Annotated in this window: 26 protein-coding genes; 12 read left to right on the forward strand and 14 right to left on the reverse strand. The window is 61.3% G+C overall.

Annotation, left to right across the window (positions count from 1 at the left end; translation table 11 throughout):
• Window positions 1–15 precede the first annotated feature (15 nt).
• The gene (locus tag K529_RS04120) at window positions 16–1,380 is read left to right on the forward strand and encodes a hypothetical protein (protein ID WP_046002485.1); all 1,365 of its coding nucleotides are present in this window, start codon (window positions 16–18) and stop codon (window positions 1,378–1,380) included.
• A gap of 196 nt (window positions 1,381–1,576) precedes the next feature.
• Here the strand turns inward: K529_RS04120 and K529_RS04125 are convergent, their stop codons facing one another.
• Both K529_RS04125 and K529_RS04130 read right to left on the reverse strand, forming a co-directional pair.
• Window positions 1,577–3,043 (reverse strand): cobyric acid synthase, encoded by a 1,467-nt coding sequence (locus K529_RS04125; RefSeq protein ID WP_046002484.1) that lies wholly within the window; start codon window positions 3,041–3,043, stop codon window positions 1,577–1,579.
• Between the two features lie 196 nt (window positions 3,044–3,239).
• On the reverse strand, window positions 3,240–3,557 hold the full coding sequence (locus tag K529_RS04130; protein WP_005613937.1) for a DUF6280 family protein: 318 nt from the start codon (window positions 3,555–3,557) through the stop codon (window positions 3,240–3,242).
• 226 nt (window positions 3,558–3,783) lie between these two features.
• On the opposite strand from K529_RS04130, the gene efp reads away from it, so the two are divergent.
• The gene (gene efp, locus K529_RS04135) at window positions 3,784–4,347 is read left to right on the forward strand and encodes an elongation factor P (RefSeq protein ID WP_005613938.1); all 564 of its coding nucleotides are present in this window, start codon (window positions 3,784–3,786) and stop codon (window positions 4,345–4,347) included.
• 166 nt (window positions 4,348–4,513) lie between these two features.
• Here the strand turns inward: efp and K529_RS04140 are convergent, their stop codons facing one another.
• The 3 genes from K529_RS04140 to K529_RS04150 all read right to left on the reverse strand — a co-directional run bounded on the left by K529_RS04140 (window position 4,514) and on the right by K529_RS04150 (window position 7,897).
• Window positions 4,514–5,080, reverse strand: coding sequence for an invasion associated locus B family protein (locus tag K529_RS04140; protein ID WP_046002483.1), 567 nt, complete (start codon window positions 5,078–5,080; stop codon window positions 4,514–4,516).
• A 122-nt stretch (window positions 5,081–5,202) separates the two neighbouring features.
• Window positions 5,203–5,949 (reverse strand): CAF17-like 4Fe-4S cluster assembly/insertion protein YgfZ, encoded by a 747-nt coding sequence (gene ygfZ, locus K529_RS04145; protein ID WP_005613940.1) that lies wholly within the window; start codon window positions 5,947–5,949, stop codon window positions 5,203–5,205.
• 88 nt (window positions 5,950–6,037) lie between these two features.
• Complete coding sequence (locus K529_RS04150; RefSeq protein WP_227511869.1) at window positions 6,038–7,897, reverse strand: ABC transporter ATP-binding protein; 1,860 nt, start codon at window positions 7,895–7,897, stop codon at window positions 6,038–6,040.
• Window positions 7,898–8,129: 232 nt separating this feature from the next.
• Between K529_RS04150 and K529_RS04155 the strand changes: the two genes are divergently transcribed.
• Window positions 8,130–9,347 (forward strand): pyridoxal-phosphate-dependent aminotransferase family protein, encoded by a 1,218-nt coding sequence (locus K529_RS04155; RefSeq protein ID WP_046002482.1) that lies wholly within the window; start codon window positions 8,130–8,132, stop codon window positions 9,345–9,347.
• A gap of 39 nt (window positions 9,348–9,386) precedes the next feature.
• Here the strand turns inward: K529_RS04155 and K529_RS04160 are convergent, their stop codons facing one another.
• Window positions 9,387–9,623: a hypothetical protein gene (locus tag K529_RS04160; protein ID WP_046002481.1), complete on the reverse strand. Its 237-nt coding sequence runs from the start codon at window positions 9,621–9,623 to the stop codon at window positions 9,387–9,389.
• 126 nt (window positions 9,624–9,749) lie between these two features.
• Entirely contained in the window at window positions 9,750–10,865 is a 1,116-nt protein-coding gene (locus tag K529_RS04165) for a pyridoxal phosphate-dependent aminotransferase (RefSeq protein WP_046002480.1), read from the reverse strand.
• 162 nt (window positions 10,866–11,027) lie between these two features.
• On the opposite strand from K529_RS04165, the gene K529_RS04170 reads away from it, so the two are divergent.
• The 3 genes from K529_RS04170 (at window position 11,028) to K529_RS04180 (ending at window position 14,504) form a co-directional block, all read left to right on the forward strand.
• The gene (locus tag K529_RS04170; protein WP_046002479.1) at window positions 11,028–11,825 is read left to right on the forward strand and encodes a crotonase/enoyl-CoA hydratase family protein; all 798 of its coding nucleotides are present in this window, start codon (window positions 11,028–11,030) and stop codon (window positions 11,823–11,825) included.
• Between the two features lie 52 nt (window positions 11,826–11,877).
• The gene (locus K529_RS04175) at window positions 11,878–12,600 is read left to right on the forward strand and encodes a sterol desaturase family protein (RefSeq protein WP_005620846.1); all 723 of its coding nucleotides are present in this window, start codon (window positions 11,878–11,880) and stop codon (window positions 12,598–12,600) included.
• Between the two features lie 437 nt (window positions 12,601–13,037).
• Window positions 13,038–14,504, forward strand: a complete 1,467-nt coding sequence (locus K529_RS04180; protein WP_005620847.1) for a globin-coupled sensor protein — start codon at window positions 13,038–13,040, stop codon at window positions 14,502–14,504.
• A gap of 85 nt (window positions 14,505–14,589) precedes the next feature.
• Here the strand turns inward: K529_RS04180 and K529_RS04185 are convergent, their stop codons facing one another.
• From K529_RS04185 to secG, 5 genes are all read right to left on the reverse strand, one after another.
• Window positions 14,590–15,492, reverse strand: coding sequence for a fructose bisphosphate aldolase (locus K529_RS04185; protein ID WP_005620848.1), 903 nt, complete (start codon window positions 15,490–15,492; stop codon window positions 14,590–14,592).
• Between the two features lie 182 nt (window positions 15,493–15,674).
• Window positions 15,675–16,055 carry a hypothetical protein gene (locus K529_RS04190; protein ID WP_005620849.1) on the reverse strand — a complete coding sequence of 127 codons (381 nt, stop codon included), beginning with the start codon at window positions 16,053–16,055 and terminating at the stop codon, window positions 15,675–15,677.
• Between the two features lie 143 nt (window positions 16,056–16,198).
• Window positions 16,199–16,567: a VOC family protein gene (locus K529_RS04195; RefSeq protein WP_040642305.1), complete on the reverse strand. Its 369-nt coding sequence runs from the start codon at window positions 16,565–16,567 to the stop codon at window positions 16,199–16,201.
• 136 nt (window positions 16,568–16,703) lie between these two features.
• Window positions 16,704–18,347, reverse strand: a complete 1,644-nt coding sequence (locus K529_RS04200; protein ID WP_005620851.1) for a CTP synthase — start codon at window positions 18,345–18,347, stop codon at window positions 16,704–16,706.
• Between the two features lie 224 nt (window positions 18,348–18,571).
• Window positions 18,572–18,937 (reverse strand): preprotein translocase subunit SecG, encoded by a 366-nt coding sequence (gene secG / locus K529_RS04205; RefSeq protein ID WP_005620852.1) that lies wholly within the window; start codon window positions 18,935–18,937, stop codon window positions 18,572–18,574.
• Between the two features lie 181 nt (window positions 18,938–19,118).
• Here secG and nthA point away from each other — a divergent pair, with 181 nt between their 5' ends.
• The 5 genes from nthA to K529_RS04230 all read left to right on the forward strand — a co-directional run bounded on the left by nthA (window position 19,119) and on the right by K529_RS04230 (window position 22,494).
• Complete coding sequence (gene nthA, locus K529_RS04210; protein ID WP_005620854.1) at window positions 19,119–19,745, forward strand: nitrile hydratase subunit alpha; 627 nt, start codon at window positions 19,119–19,121, stop codon at window positions 19,743–19,745.
• Window positions 19,742–20,428, forward strand: coding sequence for a nitrile hydratase subunit beta (gene nthB, locus K529_RS04215; RefSeq protein WP_046002478.1), 687 nt, complete (start codon window positions 19,742–19,744; stop codon window positions 20,426–20,428). The genes nthA and nthB overlap by 4 nt, the downstream gene beginning before the upstream one ends.
• On the forward strand, window positions 20,425–20,760 hold the full coding sequence (locus K529_RS04220) for a nitrile hydratase accessory protein (RefSeq protein ID WP_005666010.1): 336 nt from the start codon (window positions 20,425–20,427) through the stop codon (window positions 20,758–20,760). Before nthB ends, K529_RS04220 begins: the two co-directional genes overlap by 4 nt.
• Before the next feature lie 175 nt (window positions 20,761–20,935).
• Window positions 20,936–22,249 (forward strand): adenylosuccinate synthase, encoded by a 1,314-nt coding sequence (locus tag K529_RS04225; protein WP_009176440.1) that lies wholly within the window; start codon window positions 20,936–20,938, stop codon window positions 22,247–22,249.
• Window positions 22,249–22,494, forward strand: coding sequence for a DUF2842 domain-containing protein (locus K529_RS04230; protein WP_005666493.1), 246 nt, complete (start codon window positions 22,249–22,251; stop codon window positions 22,492–22,494). Before K529_RS04225 ends, K529_RS04230 begins: the two co-directional genes overlap by 1 nt.
• A gap of 281 nt (window positions 22,495–22,775) precedes the next feature.
• On the opposite strand, the gene K529_RS04235 is transcribed toward K529_RS04230, so the two are convergent.
• Window positions 22,776–25,106, reverse strand: a complete 2,331-nt coding sequence (locus tag K529_RS04235) for a hypothetical protein (RefSeq protein ID WP_046002477.1) — start codon at window positions 25,104–25,106, stop codon at window positions 22,776–22,778.
• Window positions 25,107–25,243: 137 nt separating this feature from the next.
• Here K529_RS04235 and K529_RS04240 point away from each other — a divergent pair, with 137 nt between their 5' ends.
• Window positions 25,244–25,915 (forward strand): thiamine diphosphokinase, encoded by a 672-nt coding sequence (locus K529_RS04240; RefSeq protein ID WP_005659528.1) that lies wholly within the window; start codon window positions 25,244–25,246, stop codon window positions 25,913–25,915.
• On the opposite strand, the gene K529_RS04245 is transcribed toward K529_RS04240, so the two are convergent.
• Entirely contained in the window at window positions 25,881–26,858 is a 978-nt protein-coding gene (locus tag K529_RS04245; protein ID WP_005659524.1) for a DMT family transporter, read from the reverse strand. The genes K529_RS04240 and K529_RS04245 overlap by 35 nt on opposite strands.
• Window positions 26,859–26,886: the final 28 nt, after the last annotated feature.

Below are 26,886 nucleotides of genomic sequence, written 5' to 3' on the forward strand. Positions count from 1 at the left end.
GCTTGGCCAATAAAAATGTCTGAACCCGTTACGCACGCAGAAATCGAAGACGTCCTATCCTCCATCCGTCGCTTGGTCAGTGAGACCGGGCGGGCGGAGGACCCTGCGCGTCCCGCAGCCAAACCCGCAACGCGTCTGGTGCTGACACCGGCGCTGCGGGTGCCCGAGGCCGAGGTCGCGCGTTCTGATGCGGCGAAACATGATGCGGTGCAGAATGGCGGGGCGGCTCACTCTGATGCAGTCACGCCGCGTGATGTCGCGTTAGATGCTGCATCAGAGCACCCTCAAGAGCCGGTGATGCCGCAGGTCAATGGGACCGCGCGCAACGGGGCGGCGACGGATAAACTCACCACACAAACTGACGCTGCAGATCTGCAAGGCGAGCCACGCGATGAAGCTGCGACGTCCGGGCCGCTGGATCCTCAGGGCGAGGTCCCTGAGCGGGCTGCCCCAGAGCGCGCGGGTGAGGCAGGTGCCGAGACATCTGCGCAAGAACCCAGCCGCGTGCTGTTTCGGGCCCGCGCGCCAGTTGATGCGCCGCGCAAGCCGGAATTGGTCAGATCCGCCCCGTCAGAAGCGGCCATGGTCGACAGTTCCCAACAGAATGAACCCGTCGCCGAGGCCCCATTTGTCAATGTGGACGACGCTGAGGCTCAGACGTTTGAGGAGGCCGAGCGCAGCGCGCCCACCCTGCTGAACACCAAAAGCGCGCCGCGCTTCCCTGAAACAGAAAGGCCCGAGGCCTCTGCAGCCGTCGCGGATAGGGCGCTGAATGAGGTCGCGGCTGATGATACGGCAGCGGTTGATGCGGCAGGGGATGATGCACCTTGGCGCGACCCTGAGGCGCGGCTCTATGACAGTTTGGAACCCGGTGCTGCGCAAGCCGAACAGCCCGCTTCTGCAGAGCCGCAGAATATGCAGCGGGAACAAAGCTCCCGCGTGGCTGCCGTGGTGCGCCGGATTGCAGAGCTTGAGACCGCTGGACGTGCCGAGCCGGAGGCCGCAGACCAAAGCAGTCGCCGTGTTCCGGACATCAATGAGGATGAGATCGAGGCGGTGCCCCATAGTGGCCCCACGGTTGAGACCATCCAGTGGGAAGATCATCAGGAAGAGGCGTCTGGTGGTGCCTCCTTTGCTTCGGCCCGCGATTCGGTGGCGGAAAACGCGCGTGAGATGGCGGGCGATGCGCTGACGGAGGCTGCGATGGACCGGCTGGCGGCGCATGAGGATTTCCTTGATGAGGAAGGCCTGCGCGAGTTGGTCTCTGACATCGTGCGTGAAGAGTTGCAGGGCGCGCTTGGCGAGCGGATCACCCGCAACGTGCGCAAACTGGTGCGCCGCGAGATCCAGCGCGCCTTGGCGACGCAAGAGCTGCTCTGACGCAGCGCGCGAGATTTTACCGTTAATTCAAATCGTTAATCGTGGTTCTGCACCCTTCTGATTAACGACGGGGGCGCTCCCGCCCATCCGGCATGTTTTCTGCGAAAACCCGCTGTCTGGTTGGGCCGGGCAGCGGGCTGGCGCCCGCTGCGGGCGCGCCTTGGTGCGGGTGTTGTGGCTAGCGCAGGCGGGGCGTTCAGCGCGCGCGGGCGGGGATGGGTTCCGCCAGTTCCAGCAGGCGGTCGATATCCATGTAGCGTTCCAGATGGGCGGCAAGCGCATCCAGCGTGTCCTCGACACCTGCGTCATAGCCAATGTCGGACTGGTGGCCGAGGTCGGCAAGGAAGCGGGCGCGAAACGCATCCGACGTGAACAACCCGTGCAGATAAGAGCCGCGCACGCGGCCATCGGCGGAGGTCGCACCCTCCGCGCGCCCTTCCAGCGTCAACCAGGCGCGGGCGCAATCCGGCCCGGTGGTGCGGCCCATATGGATCTCATAGCCAGACACGGGCAGATCGCCCGCAAGCGTGCGCGCGTCGCTCAGGGTCACGCGTTTGTCGCCCGCCATCACCGTATGCACATCCAGAAGGCCAAGCCCCGCGACCTTGCCCGGCTGCCCATCGACGCCGTCGGGGTCGTCGATGGTCTGGCCGAGCATCTGGTAGCCACCACACAGTCCCAGCACATGACCGCCGCGCCGATGATGGGCGAGGATGTCTATATCCCAGCCCTGCGCGCGCAAGTAAGCCAGATCCCCAATGGTGGATTTGGAGCCGGGGATCAGCACCAGATCCGCATCGCCGGGCAGGGCGCGGCCGGGGGGGATGATTTCAACCGTGACGGAGGGCTCAGCGGCGAGCGGGTCGAGGTCGTCGAAATTCGCCATCCGTTCCAGTTGCGGCACCACCACTTTGCATGCTCCGCCCGCGTGTGAGGCGATGTCCATCATATCCTCGGCAGGCAGTTTCCACGCATCCCAGAACCACGGCACCACGCCCACCGAGGGCCAGCCGGTCCAGCGCGCAATGTCATCGCGCCCGCCATCAAACAGGCTGAGGTCGCCGCGAAAGCGATTGACGGCGAAGGCTTTGATACGGGCGCGGTCGTGTGCGTCCAGCACCGTATGGGTGCCGACGATCTGCGCGATCACGCCGCCACGGTGGATGTCACCCACCAGGACCACCGGCACGCCTGCGGTCTCGGCAAAGCCCATATTGGCGATGTCCCCCTGGCGCAGATTGGTTTCTGCCGGGGAGCCTGCGCCCTCAATGAGGATAATGTCATGCTGGGTGGCGAGGCGGTGAAAGCTCTCCAGTGTGGCCTCCAGCAGGCCCGCCTTGTCGCGCATAAACGAGCCCGCCGCGCGGGTGCCGCGCCGTTTGCCCTGCACGATCACTTGCGCGCCCGTGTCGGTTTCCGGCTTCAGGAGCACCGGGTTCATGTCTGTGTGCGGCGCGAGCCCCGCCGCGCGGGCCTGTAGCGCCTGCGCCCGGCCAATCTCGCCTCCGTCAGCGGTCACGGCGGCGTTGTTGGACATATTCTGCGGCTTGAACGGCGCAACTGAGAGCCCGCGCAGGCGCAAGGCGCGTGCCAGCCCCGCCACCAGCATGGATTTCCCGACATTGCTGCCGGTGCCTTGGATCATGAGGGCCTTGGGGATCATTTGGGTGTCTTTTTTGCTGTCCGTCTGTGGCGAGGGTTGCAATGCCAGAGGCCAAAGGTCAATCGCGCAGGTTAGCGCGGGGTGGGGATCTGTCGGTGCCGCTGGGGCGGGGCGTATGCAAAAGCAAATCCCCAAAAAGAAAAACGCGCCCCCCAGGGACGCGCTTTTCGTTCAAGCTTGGCAGCTTATTTTGCGTTCAGGCCGCTTCGGCCTGCGCCGCGTTACGACGTTCACTTTCTTCGCGCGACAGCGCGACAGAGGTCCGTACACCGCGACCAACGAAATCCATCAGGCCTTCGACCACACGTTCGTTGGGGTCGATGCCTGCGCAGGTCAATACTTCGCGCCCATCGCGCGAGCGTGCCCAGCGGGCGATCTGCTCGGGGCCGTTGCCGTATTTTTTGTCGTCGGCAATGGCATCATCCAGTGCAGCCAGTACAACCGCCGCAAACAGCTTGCGTGCTCGGTTGCCCTGTTCGTTATTGTATGCGGTGCCGTCAACGAAATCTCGCATCTCGTTTCCTTTGTTGTTCTTGCTATTGCATTTTCGGCGTGACGCTCCTTATGGCGGAATTGTGACGATTCGGGTACCCCAAAGATGCATATCTTTTATGCATCTTGTGCATGCCTATTTCGCGGTCACCTATCCGTCAGACACGATATATCGTCATCTTGCCAGCCTTACACCTGCCGGATATAGGGGTGTTCAAGCTGTCATCAACCACCTGAAAGAGTTTTCCATGCCCAAGATCAACGGCAATGAAATCCGCCCCGGCAATGTTCTGGAGCACAACGGCGGCCTCTGGGCTGCGGTCAAGGTCGATCATGTGAAGCCGGGCAAGGGGGGCGCGTTTGCTCAGGTCGAGCTGCGCAACCTGCGCAACGGCTCCAAACTGAACGAGCGGTTCCGGTCTGCCGACAAGGTCGAGCGCGTACGTCTGGAGCAAAAAGACCAGCAGTTCCTCTATGAAACAGACGGGATGCTGGTGTTCATGGATACCGAAACCTACGAGCAGATCGAATTGCCTGCCGATCTATTGGGCGATCGTCGCCCGTTCCTGCAGGACGGGATGACCATTGTGGTGGAATTCTACGACTCCGAGGCGCTGAACGCGACCGTGCCGCAGAAAGTAACCTGCAAGATTGTTGAGACCGAGCCGGTGGTCAAAGGCCAGACGGCTGCGAACTCCTTTAAACCGGCAATCCTTGATAACGGCGTCAAGGTCATGGTGCCGCCCTTCGTGGGCCAGGACGAGATGATCGTCGTCAACACCGAGACCATGGAATATTCCGAACGCGCCTAAATCGCGCAGAGCTCTATTGCAAAGCCTTGGTCCTGCATCCTGCGGGGCCGGGGCTTTTTTCTGCGCACTGTAAAGGACAGCGCGCGCCGCGCAGCGGCGCCGGGCCCAACGGGGGAGGGGGCATTCTAATGGACCCGAGACGGGCGGGAGCGCCCCCGGATCTGGATCAGCGCGGGATCTCGACGGAATGGCCGCAGCTGTCCATCATCTTGCCATAGGCGGCGGTGAACCCGTTCAGCGAGGCCACATAGGTCTGGGTGCTGGCGCGATAGGCGTCCAAGGCGCGCACCTCCATATGAGAGGCCGCTTTCATCCAAAGGAGTGCATTTTTCACATCCTGCCAGCGCGGTGTGGCAGACACCCACGCGATGCCATCGTTGTCAAAGCCGCCCTCGGCGACGCCAAAGAACACCCCTTGCTGGTCGAACACAAAGGCCACACCCTGCGCATTGCCGATCTGGGTGCGGTGGCCGCGCGGTGCGCTGGAAAAATAGGTTGGCGTTGGGAAATCATGTGGCGGCCCTGCGTCGCCATTGCTGATTTCGAGACGCAGCGTCGGCATCCCGTCCCCGCCAGTCAAAGCGTGGCAGATACGGCGAAGGTCTTCGCCGGTGTCCTCTTCGGTGATGATGACACGCCAGTCGCCGTATTCCCAATAATCCTGTGCGTGCGCGGCTGGTGCGATCAAAGCAGATGCAGCGATTAGCGGTGCCGTCAGAAAAAATCGTGTCATCTCGTGTCCCATATTGCCTGCCCGGCCCTGTTTCTGACCCTGTGCGCTGCTCTGAGCGCGCCAATGTCGCGCCTAGACCGCCAGTGCGCGCAAGGCTAACGGACAAGGGTTAAACAATTGCCTCAGTCTGTGGGGGCCTCTGGCCAGCGCAGCGTGGTGCCCTCGGCCTCCAGCGCGCCCTTGGCACGATCAAAGCGCAGATACGCAATCGCCTTGCCGCCGGATTGGGTCAGAACCTGACCCACCGGTTTGCCAGATGCGGTGATCTGCGCGCCCACCGGCACAGCGCCGTCGATCTCAACCTGTGTCAGACCTTTGCGCAGCTCGGTTTTGTGTTTCATACGGGCGGTGACCTCCTGGCCAACATAGCAGCCCTTGCGGAAATCAACGCCATTGAGACGCTCAAAGCCCACCTCAAGGATATAGCTATCGGGCGTGAGCTCAATGCCGGTTTCCGGGATCACATGCGTCACCCGGATTGCATCCCAGTCGCTGCCGTCATCGCCTGCCACATCGCCATAAAGACGCCAGCCAAGTGCCGGATGGCGCGGGTCCGTCAGAGCGCCTGCGGGGGCCTCCCCGGTGCCGCGGCTCACCTTCAGGTCGGTCTCGTCGATGGTGACATTGGCGCGCAGCTTATACATCTTGAGCCGCTTCAGAAGGTCATCTGCCAGATCATCGGCCACATCCAGCAGCACCGCCTCGCCCTCGGGGGCGAGAAAGAAATCCGCGAGGTATTTGCCCTGCGGGGTCAGGATCGCCGTATAGACCAGACCATCTTCTAACCGATTGATATCATTCGTGACCAGCCCCTGAAGAAAGCTGTGGGTGTCCGGTCCATGCAGGCGAAAGATGCGGCGGTCGGCCATGTACGTCTCCCATTGGGGTGTTTGCGCGGTCTGCAAAAGATGTGACCCCGAACGCGCCGGAGTTCAAGCGGGTCTGGCCTGCCGTGGATCAGCCAAACAGGCGACGGGCAAAGCGGCGCAACAGGCCTGTGTCCTCACGTTCGTCCCGGCGATCATTGCGGGTGATCTGGGCGTTGACGCCATCGGTGTCGATCACCGTTTTACCGTCCTGAAATTGCAGACGATAGAGATCGGCATAGATGCCGCCGCGCTCCAGCAGCTCCTCGTGGCGACCCTGATCCATAACGCGACCACGTTCCATCACCACGATCTTGTCGGCCGAGCGAATGGTCGAAAGACGGTGCGCGATCACAATGGTGGTGCGCCCGCCAGAGAGCTTCTCCAGCGCCTTTTGCACCACTTTCTCGGACTGGGCATCGAGCGCCGATGTCGCCTCATCCAAGAGCAGCAGCGGCGTGTCACGCAGCAGTGCGCGCGCAATCACCACACGCTGACGCTGCCCGCCCGAAAGCGCAGAGCCACGCGGCCCGACCCGGGTCTCCAATCCATCCGGCAGCTTGTGCAGGAAATCCGAAACATGGGCGGCGTCCAGCACCTCCGTGAGGCGTTCGTCACTGACGTCAGTACGCCCCAGCAGGATGTTTTCCTTGAGCGTTTCATCAAACAGCAGCGCGTCCTGCGTCACCACGGAGAACAGATCCCGCAGATCGCCAAGGTCGAGATCGCGCACCTCGGTTCCATCCAGGGTGACAGAGCCGCTCTGCGGATCAACCAGACGTGTCAGGATGTTGAAAATTGTGGATTTACCCGCCCCGGATGCGCCCACCAATGCGGTGGTTTTGCCAGCTTCTGCCACCAAGGATAGATCGCGCAAGATATGCGCCTCGCCATAATAGAGGTTCACATTGTCGAGGCGGATTTCAGGCAGACCCTTGGGCGCAGGTTTGGGCTCTTCCGGCGACACCAGCGTGATCGGGGCATCCATCAGTTCTTTGATGCGCTCCATCGCGGCGGCGGCCCCCTGCCAGACGCCCATAATGGCGGCGAGGCGGCGCATCGGGTCAAAGGCGAGGCCGATGGCAGTGAAAAAGCTCATGAATTCGCCGACCGTCTTGTCGCCATCAATGATCTCGCGCCCGCCAAACAGGATCACACACATCACCCCAAGCCCGGCCATCATATCGACCATGCCGGTGGTGGAGGAGGCCCCAAGGGCCGCCTTGATCTGAGCGCGCACAAAGGAGGCGGTCGCAGTGCGGTAGCGCCCACTTTGATAGTCCTCGAGCCGGTTCAGCTTGATCGGGACGATGCCGTGGAACACCTCATCCAGCCGGGTGGCCTGCACCGCACCAAGGTCGCGGGCAAGGCTGGCTTTTTTGCGCACATAGCGCTGCACGATGGACAGCGGCAGCACCAGAAGCGGTACACCAATCAACATAATGAGCGTCCAGCGCCAATCGACGCTGATGGCGACCCCGAGCACGGCAATCAATTGCGCCACGTCCCGACCCGACCCGGTGATGATCGCTTGCCAGACCTGATTGATCGCCGCCACATCAGATTGCACCCGCTGGATCAAAAAGCCGGGGGGGTGATGCTGGTGAAAACTGGCGTCCTGATGGATCAGCCGGTCCAGCATATCGGTGCGCATATGCGCCTCAGACCGCTGGTTGATGGTTGCAAGGATCACCCGCTGGGTCACCGAACTGAACCCGCGCAGCACAAAGATGGCAAAGAAAGCGACGCTGACCCAGACCAAGGCATTCTCGTTGCCGTTGACAAAGACCAGATCAAACATCGGCTGCATCATGTAGCTGAGGCCACCAACGGAGGCGCCTTCGATCAGCATAAAAACGACGGCGATGGCCAGCAGGCCAATGTGATGCCGCAGGTAGCCGCGCCAAAGCCAGCGCAACAATTCGCGCGAGGACATGTATTGCGTACTCATTCTGCACTTCCTGACTGTCGTTTATGGTCTGATGCCGGCAAGACTTGCGACAAGTCCCGACATTTAAGCAGCTTAGAGGCAGCGCGCAAGCGGTGCGAGCCGTGGGGGCTTGGGGTGACCTTAGGCAATTGACCTTGCCGGGGGCTGCGCTAGGCTGCGGCCAATTGAAATACGTCTCGGGCGATTATCCGACGCAACAGGACATCCCGGGCACTCAGCAGGGCAACTTAATATGCGCGATTCTGTGAAACTCTCTTCCGGTCGGTCCTATCTGGCGATTCCGGGGCCTTCGGTGATGCCGGATCAGGTATTGCAGGCGATGCATCGCGCCTCTCCCAATATCTACGCCGGTGAATTGGTCGAGATGACTGATACGCTGCCGCCGGATCTGCGCAAAGTGGCCCGCACCGAACATCATGTGGCGATCTATATCGCCAACGGCCACGGCGCGTGGGAGGCGGCGCTGTCAAACACCTTGCAGGAGGGCGACAAGGTTCTGGTTCCAGCCTCCGGGCGGTTTGCATATGGCTGGAGCGAGATGGCCGAAGCGATTGGCTTGCAGATCGAGGTGATGGATTTCGGCCTGCAAGCCCCCTTTGATCTGGCGCGCGTGGCGGAGCGGCTGGCCGCAGACACGGCGCATGAGATCAAGGCGGTGCTGGGTGTTCATACCGATACCTCCACGTCGATCAGAAATGATATCAAGGGCTTGCGCGGGGCACTGGACGCGGCGAGCCACCCGGCGTTGTTGATGGCGGATTGCATTGCCTCACTCGGGTGCGACCGGTTCGAGATGGACGCCTGGGGCGTCGATGTGATGGTCACCGGCAGCCAGAAAGGGCTGATGGTGCCTGCGGGGTTGTCGTTTGTGTTCTTTAACGACAAGGCCGCAGAGGCGCGCGCGCGTGTGCCTCGGGTCAGCCGTTACTGGGATTGGACGCCGCGCGCCAACCCGGAATATTTCTATCAGTTCTTTGGCGGCACCGCGCCGACGCATCATCTATATGGTCTGCGTGCGGCATTGGATTTGATCCACGCAGAGGGGATCGAGCAGATCTGGGATCGTCATGAGACCTTGGCGCGGGCGATCTGGGCGGCCTGTGATCGCTGGAGCGAAGGCGGTGCGCTGGCGATGAATGTGGCAGATCCTGCATTGCGCTCGCATGCGGTGACGGCGCTCAGGCTGCCCTCACCACGGGCCACGGATCTACGGATGTGGCTGGAGGAGAACCTTGGCCTGACGCTGGGCATCGGGCTTGGCATGGCGCCGCCCGACAGCGCGGAGTGGCATGGTTTTTTCCGTCTCGGCCATATGGGGCACGTCAACGGCCATATGATTATGGGGCTGTTGGGCGGCATTGAAACGGGTCTGAGTGCGCTGGATATCCCGCATGGCTCTGGCGCGCTGGAGGCGGCGGCTAAGGTGCTCGCCGGAGCACAGGCGGGCTGAGGTCAGATGGCGGGCCGCTTAGGTCCGCCTCTCGCAGGGTCAGATGCGCCGGTTGAGGGGATGCGTGCCGCGTGTATCCGCGCGTTGCTCGGCGCGGATCATGCGCACCTCAAGCCGGTTGATCATGTGGTTCATCGCAACCGCCAGCAACAGCACCGGCACCATTCCATAAAGAAGCCAGAGCGCAAAGAAGATCCACAGTAGGTTCACGGCCAGAAAACTGAGCGTGGCCGACAGGAATTCTGTGTTGTCATGGTGCGTGTTCCGGCGTTTCATGATTACCCCTCCAGGCAGGCAATGTCCGCACAGCCTAGCCCTAAAGGGGTAAACTCCCGGTAAAGCGCGCGCGCCTTCAGGACGTTTTACCGGTTCGCTTGCGCTATGCGCGACCGCGCCGCTGGGTCAGCCGCGTTTGCGGCGCGCCTCTTCCAGCGCAAGAGGCAGCGCGGCGGCAAAGGCGGCGCGCTCGGCCTCGGGGCCGCAGCTGACGCGGATGCAGCGGTTTTGCGGTGCTGCAAAGGGCATGCGCACAAATATGTCGCGCGCCACCAGCGCCTCCAGGACCGCCTTGGCAAAATCCCCGTCATGGCCACAGTCGATGGCGACGAAATTGGTGGCAGAGGGCAGCGGCGTCAGGCCGTTTTCGCGCGCAATGCGGGAAATCTCATCACGCGCGGTGGCAATCTCTGCCTGCACATGGGCCAGCCAGTCCTGATCCTTGATCGCTTCGGTTGCGCCAATCTGGGCACAGCGGTTCATGCCAAAATGATTGCGCACCTTGTGAAAGGCGGAAATCACATCGACTGCGCCCATCGCATAGCCGACGCGCGCGCCTGCCATGCCATAGGCCTTTGAGAGGGTGCGCATGCGGATCACGCGCGGGTCGGTCACATCCACCGGTGCGGCGGTGCCTGCGGGGGCGCATTCCACGTATGCCTCATCCAGCAGCAAAAGGCTGCCCTCGGGCAGATCATCCAAAGCGGCGACGATATCCGCGCCGCGATGCCAGCTGCCCATCGGGTTGTCGGGGTTGGCGAGGTAGACGATCTTGGCGCTGACCTCATGGGCCTTTGCCATCAATGCGGCGATGTCTTCGTGGTCGTCCTTGTAGGGGACGGTGTGCAGGACGCCGCCAAACCCTGCCACATGGTAGTTGAACGTGGGATAGGCTCCAAGCGACGTGACGACCGCATCCCCAGCGCCGACATAAAGCCGCACCAGATTGCCCAGAAGCCCGTCGATACCCTCGCCAACCATGATGTGATCGGGGGCAACGCCGTGCAGATCAGAAAGCGCCTGACGCAGCTCATAGCTTTCGGCGTCGCCGTATTTCCAGATCTCTGCCGCCGAGGCCTGCATGGCGGCGACTGCCTTGGGCGAGACACCAAAGAGATTCTCATTCGCGCCGAGCCGCGCCACAAAAGGCGCGCCGCGTTGGCGTTCATGGGTTTCGGGCCCCACAAAAGGGACCGAAGCGGGCAGGGACTGGGCGAGCGGGGTTTGGCGGCTGTCTGTCATGCGCCAAGACCTAGCCGGGCGGACGCAGACGGGCAAGGGGCCATGCGTGATCCGGTGCCCCGGCGTCAGGCTGGAAAGCGCGGGCGAAGCGCGGCAAGCTGGGTGCAACCAACGAGGGTGCCACAGCGACGGCACGCGAGACGATCAGAGGAGGAGCCTGTGATGGCTGAGGAAAACGCGCGTGTATCCGTCGAGATCCGCGACCACGTGGCCCATGTCACCCTGACCCGCGCCGACAAGATGAACGCGGTCGACAAACATATGCTGGCGGCGGTGATCCAAGCGGCCAAGGAGGTTGCGGCCTCGGACGCGCGGGCGGTGGTTTTGTCGGGCGAGGGCAAGAGTTTCTGCGCGGGCCTTGATGTGATGAGCTTTGCTGCGATGGGGCAGATGCAGGACACCGGCTGGATCATGGATCGCACCGAGGGGGACGCCAATGATTTTCAGGCCGTCGCCATGATGTGGCGTGCCTTGGATATTCCGGTGATCGCGGCCTTGCAGGGGGCAACCTTTGGGGCGGGGCTCCAGATCGCACTGGGGGCGGATATGCGCATTGCGGCCCCGGATGCAAAGCTCGCGGTGATGGAAATGAAATGGGGCCTGATCCCGGATATGGGGGGCATGGCGCTCCTGCCGCAGTTGGTGCGTTCGGATGTGCTGCGTATGCTGACCTATACGGCAACGCCGGTGGAGGCCGAGCAGGCCGAGCGCTGGGGGCTGGTGACCGAGATCGCGAATGATCCGTTGGCCCGCGCGCAGGCGCTTGCGGCAGAGATCGCAGGCAAGGGCCCCAATGCCATCCGCGCCGCCAAGCGCCTGATCGCCTATGCCGAAAGCGGTGCCAGTGCCGCAGAGGTGCTGTTGCGCGAAAGCGAAGAGCAGGCAGCATTAATCGGCAAGCCCGAACAGATGGAAGTGGTGATGGCGAACATGCAAAAACGCCCGCCGGTCTTTAAGTAGCGCCGTCGGGGCGCGCAGGCTGGGCAGGTCCATTCGGGGAGGAGCGGACATTATGCGGTTGAAACTCTTGCTGTCGCACCCGTCGGTGCCGGTGATGCTGGCGGCGGTGGCGCTGGGTGTGGCGATCCTGCTGATGCAGGGGGCGACATGGCAATGGGGCTTTGTGGTGCTGGGGGTCGGCCTGCAGATGCTCAATGAATACGGGCTACACCGTTATATCTTCCACCTGAAACCGCCGCGCCGACAGTGGGCCTTTGATCTGCTCTATCAGGCCCATTACGGCCACCATGATTTTCCGACCAATCACCGGCTGTTCTTTGCGCCGATCTGGGTGGCGCTGCCGATGCTGGCGGTGAATTTTGCGCTGATCTACGGGCTGGTGTGGCTGGTCCTGCCGCTGCATGCGCTGACGCTTGCGGCGGCGATCGTGCTGGTGGGCGGGGTTGCGACCTTTCTGGGGTATGAATGGTTTCACATGACAGCGCATCTGACAGTGCCCAAAACACGGGTGGAGCGGCATGTGACCCAGCTTCACAACCAGCACCATTTTCGCGATTTCTCAAAATGGTTCCATGTCTCGCCCGGCGGTGAGGTGATCGACCGCGCGATGGGCACGGCCATCGACCGCGAGGCGCTGAAGAAGCAACAGCGGGTCGAATTCATCCGCACCCTTGGCATGACACCGGACGACCCGAGGCTGGTGGCGGCGCGGAAACGGTTTGCAAATCGTTACCAGTTGAGCGCCGACGACATCGCCCGCGCTTGTCGCGCGTAAACAGACTGAGGCAGATCCGTGGCGCTGTCGGGGAAGTTGCAAAAGATGGTATTCTGTCAAAAAGTGATTTTGAAGTTTTCAGTTTCATTGCGTGGGGCTGCGCGTTGAATTCGGCGAGAAACTTGTTTGGTGAAGTAAAGTCCCATTATTTATAAGGCGGATCACGCCTTGGGGCGAATCGATCTGTGCGCCGTTCTAGATTTTGAAATTCGAAATAATTCACCTGTTCACGGTGTTGCGCAGTAATGCGTCATCCATTGTCCACAATTCCGAAAAGGGAATGTGTAACGCTGTGTTTTTGACGGGCGTAAACCATAAAATTGTATTTATTTAGCTTTCGTTCGCAAATCGATCATAATTCTCGAAGTCCTGCGGCGCTTTATTTTGCGATAAACTCACGGCGACCGCTGCTTTTACGAATGCAGAGGAGTACTCCTGTGACGGTTGAGATGAACGCATTGCTCGCGACTTACGATCTGGACGGAGCAAATCAGGCCCGCTTGCAAAAGGCCTCCAAGATGGTGATGGCGCTGCTGCCTGAGGTTTTGGATCACTTTTATGATCGGGTCGGGCGCGAGCCGGAAATGGCTGCCTTTTTCAAAAGCGACAAGATGCTGGAGCGCGCGAAGGGAGAGCAGCTCAAACATTGGTCGCGACTGTTTTCCGGGGAGTATTGCAAAGACTATCAATCTTCGGCGCGCAATATCGGTCAGGTGCACACCCGCATCGGCCTGCCGTTTTCATTTTTTAATGCAGGCTACGCGCATGCAAATGCGCAAATTCAAGCACTTATTCTGAAACGCCAGACAGGTGGACTGTTTCGGCGCGCGTCTGAGACGCATATTTTGCTCGGGATTTTGTCACGGGCTATGGCGCTCGATATTCAACTGATCTTTGACGCCCATGCAGAGGCCGTACAAGAAGAGCAAAACCGCGGCTTTCGCTATATGACCGATGCGATCGAAGCACTGGCCGCACAAGACCTGAGCCATGATATTCCTTCGCCCGAAAACAGCGATTTTCCGGAACAGTTCAATGGTATTCGCGAGAGTTTCAACGCTGCAATCGGTGCCTTGCGGCAGGTCATTTCCGGGATTCGCACCTCTGCACAGCAATTGGACAGCGGGGCGCTGGAGGTTTCACAAGCCTCGCAAGATCTATCCCAACGTACCGAATCTCAGGCCGCGACGCTGGAGCAGACCGCAGCCGCCGTGGAGGAAATCACCGTCAGCATGCGCTCTTCTGCGGAGGCGACGCAGCAGACCAGTGGTGCGGTCGATACCACCCGCCAGCGCGCCGAAGAGGGCAGCGTGGTGGTGCGAAATGCGGTTGAGAAAATGAATGAGATCGCGGACTCCTCGGCCCAGATTTCCAAAATTATTTCGGTGATCGACGATATCTCCTTTCAGACCAATCTGCTGGCGCTCAATGCCGGGGTTGAGGCCGCGCGGGCGGGCGAAAGTGGCCGTGGCTTTGCCGTGGTGGCGTCCGAAGTGCGCAATCTGGCGCAGCGCACGGCTGACTCTGCCGGTGAGATCAAGGAGTTGATCGACATCAGCACCAGACATGTGGAAAGCGGCGTGGAGCTTGTGGGCAACGCGGGCGAGATGCTCGAAAGTATCGTCAATCATATCAACGAAGCCGCTGACCTCACGCAACAGGTGGCCAGCTCTGCCGAACAGCAATCCACGGCCTTTGGCGAGATCAATATCGGCGTGTCGCAGCTTGACAGTGTGACCCAGCAAAACGCGGCCATGGTCGAACAAAGCACCGCTGCCCTGATGGAGATGCGCAATGAGGCATCGACCCTTTCGGGGCTGGTGTCTGTGTTCCAGCTTGGATCGGGCAGTCAGAGTGGCGGGTTTGAGGGCGCACAGGATGCGGCGTTTCGCAACGTGGGCTAACGGTCCGATGTGCCAGATGTGACAAAGGCCGCAGCGGGTGCTGCGGCCTTTGTTGTTTCAAACAACGCTCAGTCTGCGACGTGCTTCAGAGCGAGGCTTTGTAGATCTTGTCGATGTTGGAGCCGAGGGCGGCGTTATAATCCGCATCCGACATCGCCACATTCAGCCCCTCGGTGAGGGCGCGCGAGAACGACGCGATCATCTTGCTGTTTTGCGACAGGCGCGCGCAGGCATCATCGGTGGTGTAGCCACCAGACAGCGCCACCACACGCACCACGGCGGGGTGATCCGCGAGGCTGTCATAGAGGCCTGCCTCATTGGGGATCGTCAGTTTGAGCGAAACCTTGGTGCCTTCGGGCAGGGCGTCAAGCTGGGCTTTGATTTCGTCCTTGAGCAGGGCTTCGGCCTCGGATTTGGTGGCGGAGTTGATGTCCACCTCGGGTTCGATGATCGGAACCAGACCGGCGCGTGCGATTTGCAGGCCAACCTCGAACTGCTGCGCCACCACGGATTTGATGCCGGCGGCGTTGGCTTCTTTGACGACGGAGCGCATCTTGGTGCCAAAGATACCAGCGGCAACCGCGCGTTCCAAAAGCGCATTAAGATCGGGCATCGGCTTCATCAGCTGGACGCCGTCTGCCTCATCTGCAAGGCCCTTGTCGACCTTCAGGAAGGGCACAACGCCGCATTTTTCCCACAGGTAGATGGGGACGGGCGTGCCGTCGATGGCGTTGTCCATGGTTTTTTCAAACAGGATCGCGCCAAGGATCTTGTCGCTGTTGAAATCCGGTGCGGTGATGATGCGCGCGCGCATCTTCTGGATTTCTCCGAACATTTCCTCGTCATTGGAATAGGCGTCTTCCATCACGCCATAAAGCGCCAGCGCCTTGGGTGTGGAACCGCCAGACTGGTCCAGCGCGGCGATGAAGCCCTTGCCAGTTGCAATGCGGTCAAACTGTTGCTGATGGATTGCGGGGTCTGTCGCCATGACGCGCGGCCTCCTTGGGAAATGCACGGATACTGTTGCAGCCACTTCTATACCGCGGGCCAAGAGGGAGACAACAAATGCTTTGCGATGGTTGCGCTAACGTCCTGCCGTTTCAGCGAAAAAACGCTTTGCGGACATTTTGAGGCGAAGCCAGCGGATGCGCGGGCACGCGCCAATCGCCATCACGCCGCAAGCGATGAGCCAATAAAATGTTTCAGGGCCTTGTGCGGCAGGCATTTTTCGCGACTGCGCCCGGCCAGACGCACGGTGTCAAATAGCACCGTGAGGGTCATGTCGGTGAAAGACAGGCTCCAGTAGCGGGCATCCATCGCGGCCCAACGGGCGGCTTTTTCGCTGCCGCAGATTTCGGTGAAATTCCACGCCGAGACCGGGTAGGGCGATTCCGAGAGTTCATCCACATTCATGGGATCGATGCGAAAATCCAGCACATCGTCAAATTCCAAAATGGCGAGCCCGCCGCCCGCAATGGGCGCCACCTCGTAGCATAAGAGCAGCTTGTCGCCGTCGAAAAAGACTGCGGGAACCTCTTCGGTTCCGATCACCGGGAACTCCTCTCGGGGTTCTTTGCTCGTTATGGTGCCTGTTTCTGGCATCGTCGTCTCCAACGGCCATTCTCGGCCGTGCTTGGGTCGTCACTTCGACTCAGGACCATAAGAGATGGGGGCTTCTAAATTGCTAACGAGACTCACCTGTTGGGCGCAAAAATACGGCTTGAGACAGAGACCGAATTGCCGTCCGGGTCCTTGCGATTGGCAAATTGGTAGCCGTCCGCCTCGTGGAGGCTGCCAAAGGCAAAGCCGGCCCTTGATGCAGCGGCGCAGAACCCGGCCACATCCTCAACGTCAAAGACCAGTTTAACGCTGGACTGGCCGATTTTCTGACTGCGGGCGGCAGGATGCAAGAGAAGGGCTGCACCGGCGGCTGGGGGGCGCAATTCGACGATCCGGTCGCCGGGGAGGTCGTGGCGGGTGTAGCCAAAGAGGGCAGTGTAAAACGCCACCATGTCATCGATGCGTTTTGTATAGATGAGGATGCGCCCCAAACATGTTTGCATGTCTTCTCCTCCGGTACGTTCGGAGTGTGGCAGCAGCTCATCGCGTTGCCAAGTGCACATGAAAAAGGAGCGCATGCAAAAAGGGCACCCCTGATAGAGATGCCCTTTGTTCAGTTATCGTGACGTTGCGCAGGTATCAGACCAGACGCGAGGTTTCCTTGGCCGCGCGGACGAAATCCTTGAACAGCGGGTGCGGATCGAAGGGTTTCGATTTGAGTTCCGGGTGGAACTGCACGCCGATGAACCACGGATGATCGCTCCATTCGACGATTTCGGGCAGGCGGCCATCGGGGCTCATGCCGGTGAACTTCAGACCGCAGGCCTCGAGTTTTTCGCGGTATTTGATGTCGACCTCATAGCGGTGACGGTGGCGTTCCTCGATGGAGGTGGAGCCATAAACCTCGGCCACTTTGGACCCATCGGAGAGGGACGCGTCATAGGCACCCAGACGCATGGTGCCGCCTTTGTCGTCATCGGCGCTGCGGCTCACCTTGTGGTTGCCCTGCACCCATTCCTTGAGGTGGTAAACCACGGGTTCAAAACGCTTTTTACCCGCTTCATGGTCAAACTCTTCCGAGCCGGCTTCCTCGATGCCGGCCACGTTGCGGGCGGCCTCGATCACGGCCATCTGCATGCCGAGACAGATGCCGAGGTAGGGCACCTTGTGCTCGCGGGCATATTGCGCCGCCTTGATCTTGCCTTCGGTGCCGCGCTCGCCAAAGCCGCCGGGCACGAGGATCGCGTGGAAGCCTTGCAGATAGGGCGTTGCGTCTTCCTTGTCGAAAAGCTCTGCGTCGACCCACTCGATACGCACCTTCACCCGGTTCGCCATGCCCCCATGGGTGAGCGCCTCGGCGATGGATTTATAGGCGTCCTCAAGCTGGGTGTATTTGCCGACGATGGCGACTTTGACCTCACCTTCGGGGTTGTAGATGCGGTCGGCCACGTCTTCCCAGGTGTCCAGCGTCGGGCGCGGGGCAGGGGCGATGCCAAAGGCGTCCAGCACCGCCTGATCGAGCCCTTCGCGGTGGTAGGCCAGCGGCGCCTCGTAGATGGATTTCAGATCCTGCGCCGCGATCACGCTGTCGGCGCGCACGTTGCAGAACAAGGCCAGCTTTTCGCGTTCCTTCACGGGGATCGGACCCTCGGAACGGCAGACCAGAATATCGGGGGCCAGACCGATGGAGCGCAGTTCCTTCACGGAGTGCTGGGTCGGTTTGGTTTTCAACTCGCCAGAGGCCTTGATGTAGGGCAGCAGCGTCAGGTGCATAAAGATACACTGACCGCGCGGCTTATCCTGGCTGAACTGGCGGATGGCCTCAAAGAAGGGCAGCCCTTCGATGTCGCCTACGGTGCCGCCAATCTCGCAGAGCATGAAATCGACCTCATCCTCACCGATGGAGATGAAGTCCTTGATCTCGTTGGTGACGTGCGGAATCACTTGAATGGTCTTGCCGAGGTAGTCGCCGCGGCGCTCTTTCTCAAGCACGTTGGTGTAGATCCGCCCCGAAGAGATCGAGTCGGTCTTGCGGGCTGGTACACCCGTGAACCGCTCGTAATGGCCCAGATCGAGGTCGGTTTCGGCTCCGTCGTCGGTCACAAAGACCTCGCCGTGTTCAAACGGGCTCATGGTGCCCGGATCGACGTTCAGATAGGGGTCGAGTTTGCGCAGGCGGACGGAATAGCCCCGCGCTTGCAGCAGCGCACCCAGCGCAGCAGAGGCCAGTCCCTTGCCCAGAGAAGAGACGACACCGCCAGTAATAAAGATGAAACGCGCCATGTTTTCGGCTGCCCCCGTGAGATCGTGTCAGGTCCAAATCGGTTCAGTCGTGATCCGGGGAAGACCCCGCATCTCTTGCTGCCCGGCGGTGAATTCAGCGTGTGTTTTTACGCCTCAAAAACCGCAGCATCACGGGACTTAACAGTTATCAGATTCGCAAAGCATGCGCAAGGGAACCGCAAGATGCTGTTACGGTTCCCTCAAGTCTGTCTAGGTTTTGTATGTCAGTTGGCGCTGGGTACCAGCGGCGCGTTCTCGCCCGAGCTTGGCGGCAGAAGATCGTTGCCAAGCGGAGAGGTCGGTGCGTCCGGCGTGCTATCCTGCGTTGACGGGATAAGGCTGTCGGTGATCGACGAGCGCCCGGATTTCTGAGCGGCCAGCACCGTGAGGGTGATGGAGGTCGCGATGAACGCGATGGCCAGAACCCAGGTTATTTTGCTCAGCGCGGTTGCGGCTGCGCGTCCGGTCATGGCACCACCGCCACCGCCGCCACCCATGCCAAGGCCACCGCCCTCGGAGCGTTGCAAAAGAACAACGGCAATGAGGCCGAGCGCCAGAAGAAGATGGATGATGAGAACGACGTTTTCCATAGGACCCTGCGGCTGTTGGCTGAGTATCGGGCGGTTCATAGGGAAGATTGCCGGTCGGGGCAAGGGCGGAGTTCTTTTGTCTTTTGTCGAGGGGCGCAAAAACCGGCTGCGCAACAGGAATTGATTGTATGCATCACGATATGAAACTGGACACAGCAGGGGGGAGACGCCAGCATTCAGCATGCCTCATGATGATCCCGACCACCCGCATAGCCTGCTGCCATCCGAGCCCGCCCTGCGCGTCAAGGCGCTGGAGACGATTCTGACCCGCAAGGGGCTGATCGACCCGGCGGCGCTGGATGCCATCATTGATACTTATGAAAACAAGATCGGCCCGCAGAACGGCGCGCGCGTGGTGGCGCGGGCGTGGTCTGATCCCGCGTTTCGCGCGGCTCTTTTGCAAGATGCGGATGCGATCTTGGATGAGATGGGCCTCAATGGGCGCCAAGGGGAGCATGTGGTGGTGGTCGAGAACACGCCAGAGCGCCACAATATTGTCGTCTGCACCCTATGCAGCTGCTACCCGTGGCCGCTGTTGGGGATACCGCCGGGGTGGTATAAATCCGACGCCTATCGCGCGCGTGCTGTGCGCGAGCCTCGCAGAGTTCTGGCGGAATTTGGCGTCACCCTGCCTGAGGAGACTGCGGTGCGGGTGTGGGATTCCACCGCTGAGGTGCGTTATCTGGTGCTGCCGATGCGCCCCGAGGGCACCGAAGGGTGGAGTGAGGACGCCTTGATGGCGCTTGTGGGGCGCGATTCGATGATAGGAACCGCATTGGCAACACCGGCCAGCGAGGCCCCCGCATGAGCCGCATCCATGATATGGGCGGGCGCTACGGGGACGGGGCGATAAATCCCGAACCTCAGGATGCGCCGATCTTTGCGCAGGATTGGCATGCCCGCGCGCTGGCGGTGACTCTGGCCTGCGGTGCGCTGGGGCAGTGGAACATTGATATGTCGCGCCATGCGCGCGAGTGCCTCAGCCCCTCTGACTATATGAACTTCAGCTATTATGAGAAATGGCTGGCCGCGCTGACGGATCTGTTGGTGGCGCAAGGGGTCTTGAGCCGTGCGGATCTGAGTGCGGCGTCGGACGCGCCAGACACCATCCATCCGCTCGCCGCGCGGCACCTGCCTGCGGCGCGCGTCGCGGCGGTGCTTGCGGCGGGGGGACCTGCGGATCGCGACAGCACTGTGGCCGCGCGTTATCAGCCCGGCGACATCGTGCGCACGCGGCTGAGCGGCAATAGATCTGTCGCGGGCGGCCACACGCGACTGCCCACCTATGCCAGCCACGCCGAGGGGCGGATCTTGCGCCTGCATGGCAGCCACGTCTTTCCCGATTCCAATGCCCATGGCCAAGGTGAGGCACCAGAGCCGCTCTATGCGGTGGCGTTTGCGGCGAAAGCCCTGTGGCCGCAGGCGGAACACCCCGGTGACGAGGTGGTGCTGGATCTGTGGCAAAGCTATCTGGAGCCTGTATCCACATGACTGAAACCCTTCAGCGCCCTGAGCCAGCCTTTGAGGCCCCATGGCACGCGCAGGCCTTTGCGCTGGCGGTGCATCTGAATGAAAGTGGGCTGTTTACATGGCCTGAATGGGTGGAGCGCTTCTCTGCCGGGTTGCGGCAGGCGGGCCTGAGCCGCGAACTCAATGGCGGTGACGACTATTTCACGGTGTGGCTGGCCACGTTGCAAAGGCTGATGGCGGATCAGGGACACACCGATGCGGGCGAGGTGGAACGCATCCGGCAAGGCTGGGCAGAGGCCTATCTGTCCACGCCTCATGGGGCGCCGGTCCATCTGCCTGATGATGTGATCTAGCGCAGCCCGTTTTAATAATCCTCTTCGGTCGGGCAGGCTCCGGGTCCGTTTTTGCAGCGCGCTGCAGGTGCGGACCTGAGATTGTAACCATGATGCGACGAGATTCCGGTTTCCTCGCCCGCGCCGCCTCGCTATACGGGGCGTCGGTTTCAACCCAGCATGCAAAGGACCTGAGATGGCCAATGTCGTGGTAGTCGGCGCCCAGTGGGGCGATGAAGGTAAGGGCAAGATCGTTGACTGGCTCAGCGAACGCGCCGATGTGATCGCGCGCTTTCAGGGCGGCCACAACGCCGGCCATACGCTGGTCATCGACAAAAAGGTCTACAAGCTGCACGCGCTGCCCTCGGGTGTGGTGCGCGGTGGCAAGCTTTCTGTCATCGGCAATGGTGTCGTGCTCGACCCGTGGCACCTGATGAAAGAGATCGAGACCGTGCGTGCCCAAGGTGTGGAGATCACGCCCGAGACGCTGATGATCGCGGAAAACACGCCGCTGATCATGCCATTCCACGGTGAATTGGACCGCGCCCGCGAAGAGGCGGCCTCCAAGGGCACCAAGATCGGCACCACCGGTCGCGGTATCGGCCCGGCCTATGAGGACAAGGTGGGCCGTCGTGCCATTCGCGTGGCTGATCTGGCCGATCATGCGACGCTTGAGGCGCGCGTGGACCGGGCACTTCAGCACCATGACCCATTGCGCAAGGGCCTCGGCGTGGAGCCGATCGACCGTGACGCATTGGTCGACTTGTTGAAAGAGATCGCGGGCGAGATTCTGCCTTTCGCCGCGCCGGTCTGGAAGGTGATGAACGAGAAGCGCAAAGCGGGCAAACGTATCCTGTTTGAAGGCGCTCAGGGCGCGCTTCTGGACATTGACTTTGGCACCTATCCCTTTGTGACCTCGTCGAATGTGATCGCCGGTCAGGCGGCGACCGGTGTTGGCATTGGCCCCAATTCCATCGACTATGTGCTCGGCATCGTCAAAGCCTATACCACCCGCGTCGGCGAAGGCCCGTTCCCGACGGAACTGCTGGGCGCGGACGGCAAACCGGATGCGGATGGCGAGCGTCTGGGCACCCGGGGTCATGAATTTGGCACCACCACCGGCCGTCAGCGCCGCTGTGGCTGGTTTGATGCTTGTCTGGTGCGCCAGACCTGCGCGACCTCGGGCATCAACGGGATCTCCCTCACCAAACTCGACGTTCTGGACGGGTTTGAGACGCTGAAGATCTGTGTGGGCTATGATCTGGACGGCACCCGTCTGGATTATCTGCCGACCGCCGCCGATCAGCAGGCGCGCTGCACGCCAATCTACGAAGAGATGGAAGGTTGGAGCGAGTCCACCGAGGGCGCGCGCAGCTGGGCGGATCTGCCTGCCAACGCGATCAAATATGTGCGCCGGGTTGAAGAGTTGATCCAATGCCCGGTCGCGTTGCTGTCCACCAGCCCGGAGCGGGACGACACCATTCTGGTGACCGACCCCTTCGCTGACTGATGGCAAAGGATGGTCTCAGCTACCGCGCCCGGAGGATCTGGGCGCTGGTGATCCTGCTTGTGGGGATGCCGCTCTATATTGTGCTGGCGGTGACGATCATGAACCTGCTGGATCGCCCGCCGATCTGGTTGGAGCTGCTGGTCTATATCGCGTTGGGCGTGGTGTGGGTGCTGCCGTTCAAGTTCGTTTTCAAAGGTGTCGGCAAGGAAGATCCAGACGCGCTCCACGACGAACATCCAAAGTAACAAGGCCCGCAGAGGCGCATATGCAGAGGCGCACATATTGTAAGGGCGGGAGGCTCCCGCCCGTGCTCCGTGCCCCTTGCGGGACCCATCGCCCAGTTGGGCCCGGCGCCGCGCTCCCCGCAGGGGAGCGCGGCGCCGGTCGCTTCGGGCAAAGCCCGAAGCGAAACACCTCAGACGTTGTCGTCAACTTATCGCGATATGAAGGGTTTGATATCAAACAAAAACACCGCCCAAAACAGGGCGGTGTTTTTTGATCATCGATACCATGGTGGCTGCGGCGGTTAGCCTGCCGCGCGGTTGCCGGGGCGGAAGCCGATCTGTGAAGACACCGAGAAGCGCCCGTTGGAGGCCTTCTTCAGCTTGCCTTCGCGCAGCAACATGCCAAAGGAGCGCAGGCTGTCCTCGCGGTTGAAATCATCCTGCCCTTCAAGCATGCGCACCTTGTTGATCAGCTGCGGACGGGAGAAACTCTCGCGGCCTTCCACAAAGCTCATGTAAGAGGCAGCAGCTTCCAGCAGTTCATGCAGCTCCACCGCGCCTTTTTCCGTCGCATAGGTGGCAAAAGCGCCGTCCTGTTGCCGCGCCGCAGGTGCGCTGTCGTCCTCGTCAGACCCCATCAACACGCTGGAGACGCGACGGGGACGCACTGGCGTATCCGAAGGCTGAGCCTGTGCGGCTGCGGCAGGTTTTTCTTCCGGGGTCGGGTCGATACGCTGCTCGGCCACCAGTTTCAGTGGTGCCGGGCGCGCCTGACCTGCGCCGCGAGCGGCACCGTCGTCAGATCCCCCACGGGAGGGGCGGACCACATGGGCGAGATCCTCGCGGAAGGCGCGGGTGCGGGCCTCGCGACGGGCGTCATCCGATTCGCCGGTATCCGCCTGGGCCGCAGCCACTGCCGCACGAAGTTGATTATAGGTTTCGCGCGATGAGGCTGCATCCTCGTCGCTCAGACGGTCATCGGCAGCCGCCATCAATCGCGAGACATCCCCGTCGGTCGACGCATCCGAAGAAGTCAGAATCTCGCGTGCGGGGCGTTCTGCCGCAGCAGGCGCCTCTGGCGCGACCTCGGCATTACCTTCCTCAGACGAATCCTCTTCTGCCGGAGCCGCATCCGCCTGTGATCCGCTTGAGGCCATCAATTCAGCCTCAACCGCGGCCAGTTCGGCCATAAGGTCAGCTTCTTCATCTTCCGAGAGGCTGCTTTCTTTGGGCGCAGCGGGGGCGATGGCTTTGGGGGCGTCAGCGGCCGGTTCGCGGCGCGGGGTTACATCTTCTGCGGTGGCGTCGATCAGAGAGCCATCCGCTTGTGCTCGTTTCACACGGATCACCCGACCACGCACCGGACGGCGCGGGCGGATTGGTTCTGCCGGGGCCTCAGCCGCTGCTGGTTTCTCTTCCACCGGGTTTGCGTGGCTTTCGGCCTCAGCGGACGGAGCCGCTGCTGAAGCGTCCTGTGTGTCTGGGGCTTCTGGCTGGGCCGCATCAGCGGCAGCCGAGCCATCAGAGTCTTCGGGCGTGGCCTGCACATTCCGAGTGACGCGGATGGTGCGCGCCTTAAGGGGGCGCTGAGGGCGCACTGGCTGTGCCTGCGCCTCTGGCTCGTCCGCACTCTCGTCAGAGAGAGTGTCTTGGGCGATGGTTTCAGACACCGTGTCGGCGTCGCTCTCGTCCTCTGCATCTGCTGCGTCATCCGAGGCGGGCGCATCCACACGCGCACCGGTCAGGTCCAGCCGATCCAGAATGTCGCTGACGGATTCTTCATGCGTTGCTTCGTCCTCGAACGGCTCATCGTCACGCAGATCGTCTTCAAAGGCGGTCGCTACATCCTCGGGCAGGTCGTTTTCACCGGTGCTGACCGCATCGGCGTGCTCATCCTCGATGAATTCTTCGCTGCGGTTGGGGGTCTTGGCGACGACGGCGCGGATGCGCTGCAGCTTGGCTGCAATGCTGTCGGTGGCAGGGACGGTATCTTCAGACCGCGGAGCCGGGTCGAGGACATCCTCGGCCTCGACCATCAGGTCATCTGCGAGATCCGCTTGAATGTCGTCTTGAATATCATCCGCCTCATCCGCATCAGTGGCGAGATCCTCGGCGCGTGTTTCGCTGAGCGCGCTGCTCACATCTGCGAGGACCGAGGCTGACGCTGCATCTGTATCCTCAGCAGTGGGTTCAGCCACCGCTTCGCGATCTTCTGCGATCTGATCCGCGATTTCAGCAGTTGTTGCGGGCGAATCGGCGACTGGCTCAACCGCATCGGCGTCCTCGGTTGCGGTCTCTTCGAGCTGAGGTTCTGCGCGGGCCTCCGCAGAAGGCGTGGCGTCTGGCGTGGTCACCTGAGCGGGCGCCGCAGGTGCAGCGGCGGCAGCGCGCAGATGAATGCCGCTGTCGCTGCTGCGGGCCTCAACCTGACGGGCAATTTCGCGCTGGGCGATCCGGGCCATCATCTCGGCATCTGGCTGAGGCGGTTCCGCACCAAAGTAACGGTCATCCGCAGCCAGATCACGAAAGTACTCGGCAATCGCTTTCATCGTGTCAAAGGAGTCTTCGAACCCCTCAAGGGTGCACGAAAACGTTCCATAAGAAACGGTTAAAACTTTGTTATTCTGTACCATTCGTCGGCTCGTCCTCAGCAAAGTCGCAAGGTCAACACTATTCATCTTCGGGTCAAATTCGGCCCGACTCCTAGCAATTGTTCGTATAATTTTGTGTTTACATTGTGGCTTGTTTCCATTTCTGCCAGATATCCTCCATGACAGAGGTAATTGTTCAGGAAACCGCCCCGGTCACGCTGATTGGCGGGGGGGATGTCACCAGATCTGATCTGGCCGAAGCGTTGGCGCATGCGCCGGGTCTGGTTGCCATCGACAGTGGCGCGGATCAGGCGCTGGCGCTTGGGCATCGGCCTCGGGCGGTGATCGGTGATTTCGACTCGGTGTCTGATGCGACCCGTGCGGCCCTATCTGACAGTATACTGCATCTTGTTGAAGAACAGGAGACGACCGATTTCGACAAGGCCTTGCGGTCGGTCAATGCGCCTCTGGTGCTGGCTGTCGGCGTTCTGGGGGCGCGTCTGGATCACCAGTTGGCCGCACTCAATGTATTGGTGCAGCCGCATGCGGCCAGCTGCATTCTGATCGGCGCGCATGAGCTGGTGGTGCATCTGACCACACCGCTGGAGGTCGAACTGAACGCGGGCGATGTGGTCTCACTCTTTCCGCTAGGTCCCGTGACCGGGCGTTCAGAGGGGCTGGAGTGGCCCATCGAGGGGCTGAACTTGTCGCCGATGTCGCGCATTGGCACCTCTAATCGCGCCACCGGGCCGATCCGGATTGAGGTGGACGGGCCGGGACTGCTGGCGATGCTGCCGCGGCACTGCCTCAGTGGGCTTATTCAGGCGATGCGGGCAGGCCGGTCTTGCTGATCGGTGTGGGGTCCACTTTGCGCGCGGCACGGCTGACGCTGCGTTCGCGCATCACCGCATAAAGCCCCGCCGCCATGGTTAACGCGATCCCGCAGGTGGCGATTGCGTTGGGCAGTTCAGAAAAGAACAGCCAGCCGACAAAGACCGCAACCGGGATCTCCAGATATTGCATCGACGCCAGCGTGCTGGTGGGCGCATAGCGCAGCGACCATGTCATCAACAGATGCGCAATGGTGCCCAAAACCCCCGCTAGCAGCAGCAGGTTCACCTCTGGGCGGGCGGGCAGTGTGGTGTTCAGCTCTTTGAGCTCAAACTGTGCGCCAAGCGCAAAGAGCCCCGCCATCAGCACGCAGGCAATGCCGCCGGACACGGCCTGTATCGCGATGGGATCGGTTTCGCGGGCGATGGTGCGTGTGACCATCATAAAGACCGCAAAAATCACTGCCACCGCCAAGGGCCAGAGCGCGTTCAGGCCCACTGCGGCAAAGCTCGGCTGGATCACCAGAAGCGTGCCGACAAACCCCACGATACAGGCCAGAAGGCGGCGCAGGCCGACATCTTCCTTGAGGACATATTTGCCCAAGAGCAGCATGATGAAGGGCATCACAAAGGCAATGGCCACCGCATCCGCCAAAGGCAGGAACCGCAGCGCCATGAACATCGCGGTGATGCCCGCCATCTGTAGCACCGTGCGCAGCAGCACGATGGGCATGATGCGCGCAGGCAGGCGCAGAGAGATCCCCAGCATCAGCGCCACCGGTGCGAGGATTATCCCCTGTGCTGCAAAGCGGACAAAGACGATCTGCCCCACCGGAATGCGCGTCGACAGAAGCTTTGCCACCGCATCGCCAAGCGGAATGAGGGCGCAAAAGCCCAACATCAAGGCAATGCCAAGAAGCGGGCGATCCGTTGTATCGGGGGTGGTGGCAGATGTGTGGCTCATCCGGCGACGCTAGGGGCGGCGGCAGGGC

Source organism: Tritonibacter mobilis F1926 (genome assembly GCF_000376545.2).
In the GTDB taxonomy this organism is placed as follows: Bacteria; Pseudomonadota; Alphaproteobacteria; order Rhodobacterales; family Rhodobacteraceae; genus Epibacterium; species Epibacterium mobile.

Bases quoted from the DNA above. Each gene is read 5' to 3' on its own strand.
- K529_RS04120 (WP_046002485.1), top strand. From the start codon at position 16: ATGTCTGAACCCGTTACGCACGCAGAAATCGAAGACGTCCTATCCTCC.
- K529_RS04125 (WP_046002484.1), bottom strand. From the start codon at position 3,043: ATGATCCCCAAGGCCCTCATGATCCAAGGCACCGGCAGCAATGTCGGG.
- K529_RS04130 (WP_005613937.1), bottom strand. From the start codon at position 3,557: ATGCGAGATTTCGTTGACGGCACCGCATACAATAACGAACAGGGCAAC.
- efp (WP_005613938.1), top strand. From the start codon at position 3,784: ATGCCCAAGATCAACGGCAATGAAATCCGCCCCGGCAATGTTCTGGAG.
- K529_RS04140 (WP_046002483.1), bottom strand. From the start codon at position 5,080: ATGACACGATTTTTTCTGACGGCACCGCTAATCGCTGCATCTGCTTTG.
- ygfZ (WP_005613940.1), bottom strand. From the start codon at position 5,949: ATGGCCGACCGCCGCATCTTTCGCCTGCATGGACCGGACACCCACAGC.
- K529_RS04150 (WP_227511869.1), bottom strand. From the start codon at position 7,897: ATGAGTACGCAATACATGTCCTCGCGCGAATTGTTGCGCTGGCTTTGG.
- K529_RS04155 (WP_046002482.1), top strand. From the start codon at position 8,130: ATGCGCGATTCTGTGAAACTCTCTTCCGGTCGGTCCTATCTGGCGATT.
- K529_RS04160 (WP_046002481.1), bottom strand. From the start codon at position 9,623: ATGAAACGCCGGAACACGCACCATGACAACACAGAATTCCTGTCGGCC.
- K529_RS04165 (WP_046002480.1), bottom strand. From the start codon at position 10,865: ATGACAGACAGCCGCCAAACCCCGCTCGCCCAGTCCCTGCCCGCTTCG.
- K529_RS04170 (WP_046002479.1), top strand. From the start codon at position 11,028: ATGGCTGAGGAAAACGCGCGTGTATCCGTCGAGATCCGCGACCACGTG.
- K529_RS04175 (WP_005620846.1), top strand. From the start codon at position 11,878: ATGCGGTTGAAACTCTTGCTGTCGCACCCGTCGGTGCCGGTGATGCTG.
- K529_RS04185 (WP_005620848.1), bottom strand. From the start codon at position 15,492: ATGGCGACAGACCCCGCAATCCATCAGCAACAGTTTGACCGCATTGCA.
- K529_RS04195 (WP_040642305.1), bottom strand. From the start codon at position 16,567: ATGCAAACATGTTTGGGGCGCATCCTCATCTATACAAAACGCATCGAT.
- K529_RS04200 (WP_005620851.1), bottom strand. From the start codon at position 18,347: ATGGCGCGTTTCATCTTTATTACTGGCGGTGTCGTCTCTTCTCTGGGC.
- secG (WP_005620852.1), bottom strand. From the start codon at position 18,937: ATGGAAAACGTCGTTCTCATCATCCATCTTCTTCTGGCGCTCGGCCTC.
- nthA (WP_005620854.1), top strand. From the start codon at position 19,119: ATGCCTCATGATGATCCCGACCACCCGCATAGCCTGCTGCCATCCGAG.
- nthB (WP_046002478.1), top strand. From the start codon at position 19,742: ATGAGCCGCATCCATGATATGGGCGGGCGCTACGGGGACGGGGCGATA.
- K529_RS04220 (WP_005666010.1), top strand. From the start codon at position 20,425: ATGACTGAAACCCTTCAGCGCCCTGAGCCAGCCTTTGAGGCCCCATGG.
- K529_RS04225 (WP_009176440.1), top strand. From the start codon at position 20,936: ATGGCCAATGTCGTGGTAGTCGGCGCCCAGTGGGGCGATGAAGGTAAG.
- K529_RS04230 (WP_005666493.1), top strand. From the start codon at position 22,249: ATGGCAAAGGATGGTCTCAGCTACCGCGCCCGGAGGATCTGGGCGCTG.
- K529_RS04235 (WP_046002477.1), bottom strand. From the start codon at position 25,106: ATGGTACAGAATAACAAAGTTTTAACCGTTTCTTATGGAACGTTTTCG.
- K529_RS04240 (WP_005659528.1), top strand. From the start codon at position 25,244: ATGACAGAGGTAATTGTTCAGGAAACCGCCCCGGTCACGCTGATTGGC.
- K529_RS04245 (WP_005659524.1), bottom strand. From the start codon at position 26,858: ATGAGCCACACATCTGCCACCACCCCCGATACAACGGATCGCCCGCTT.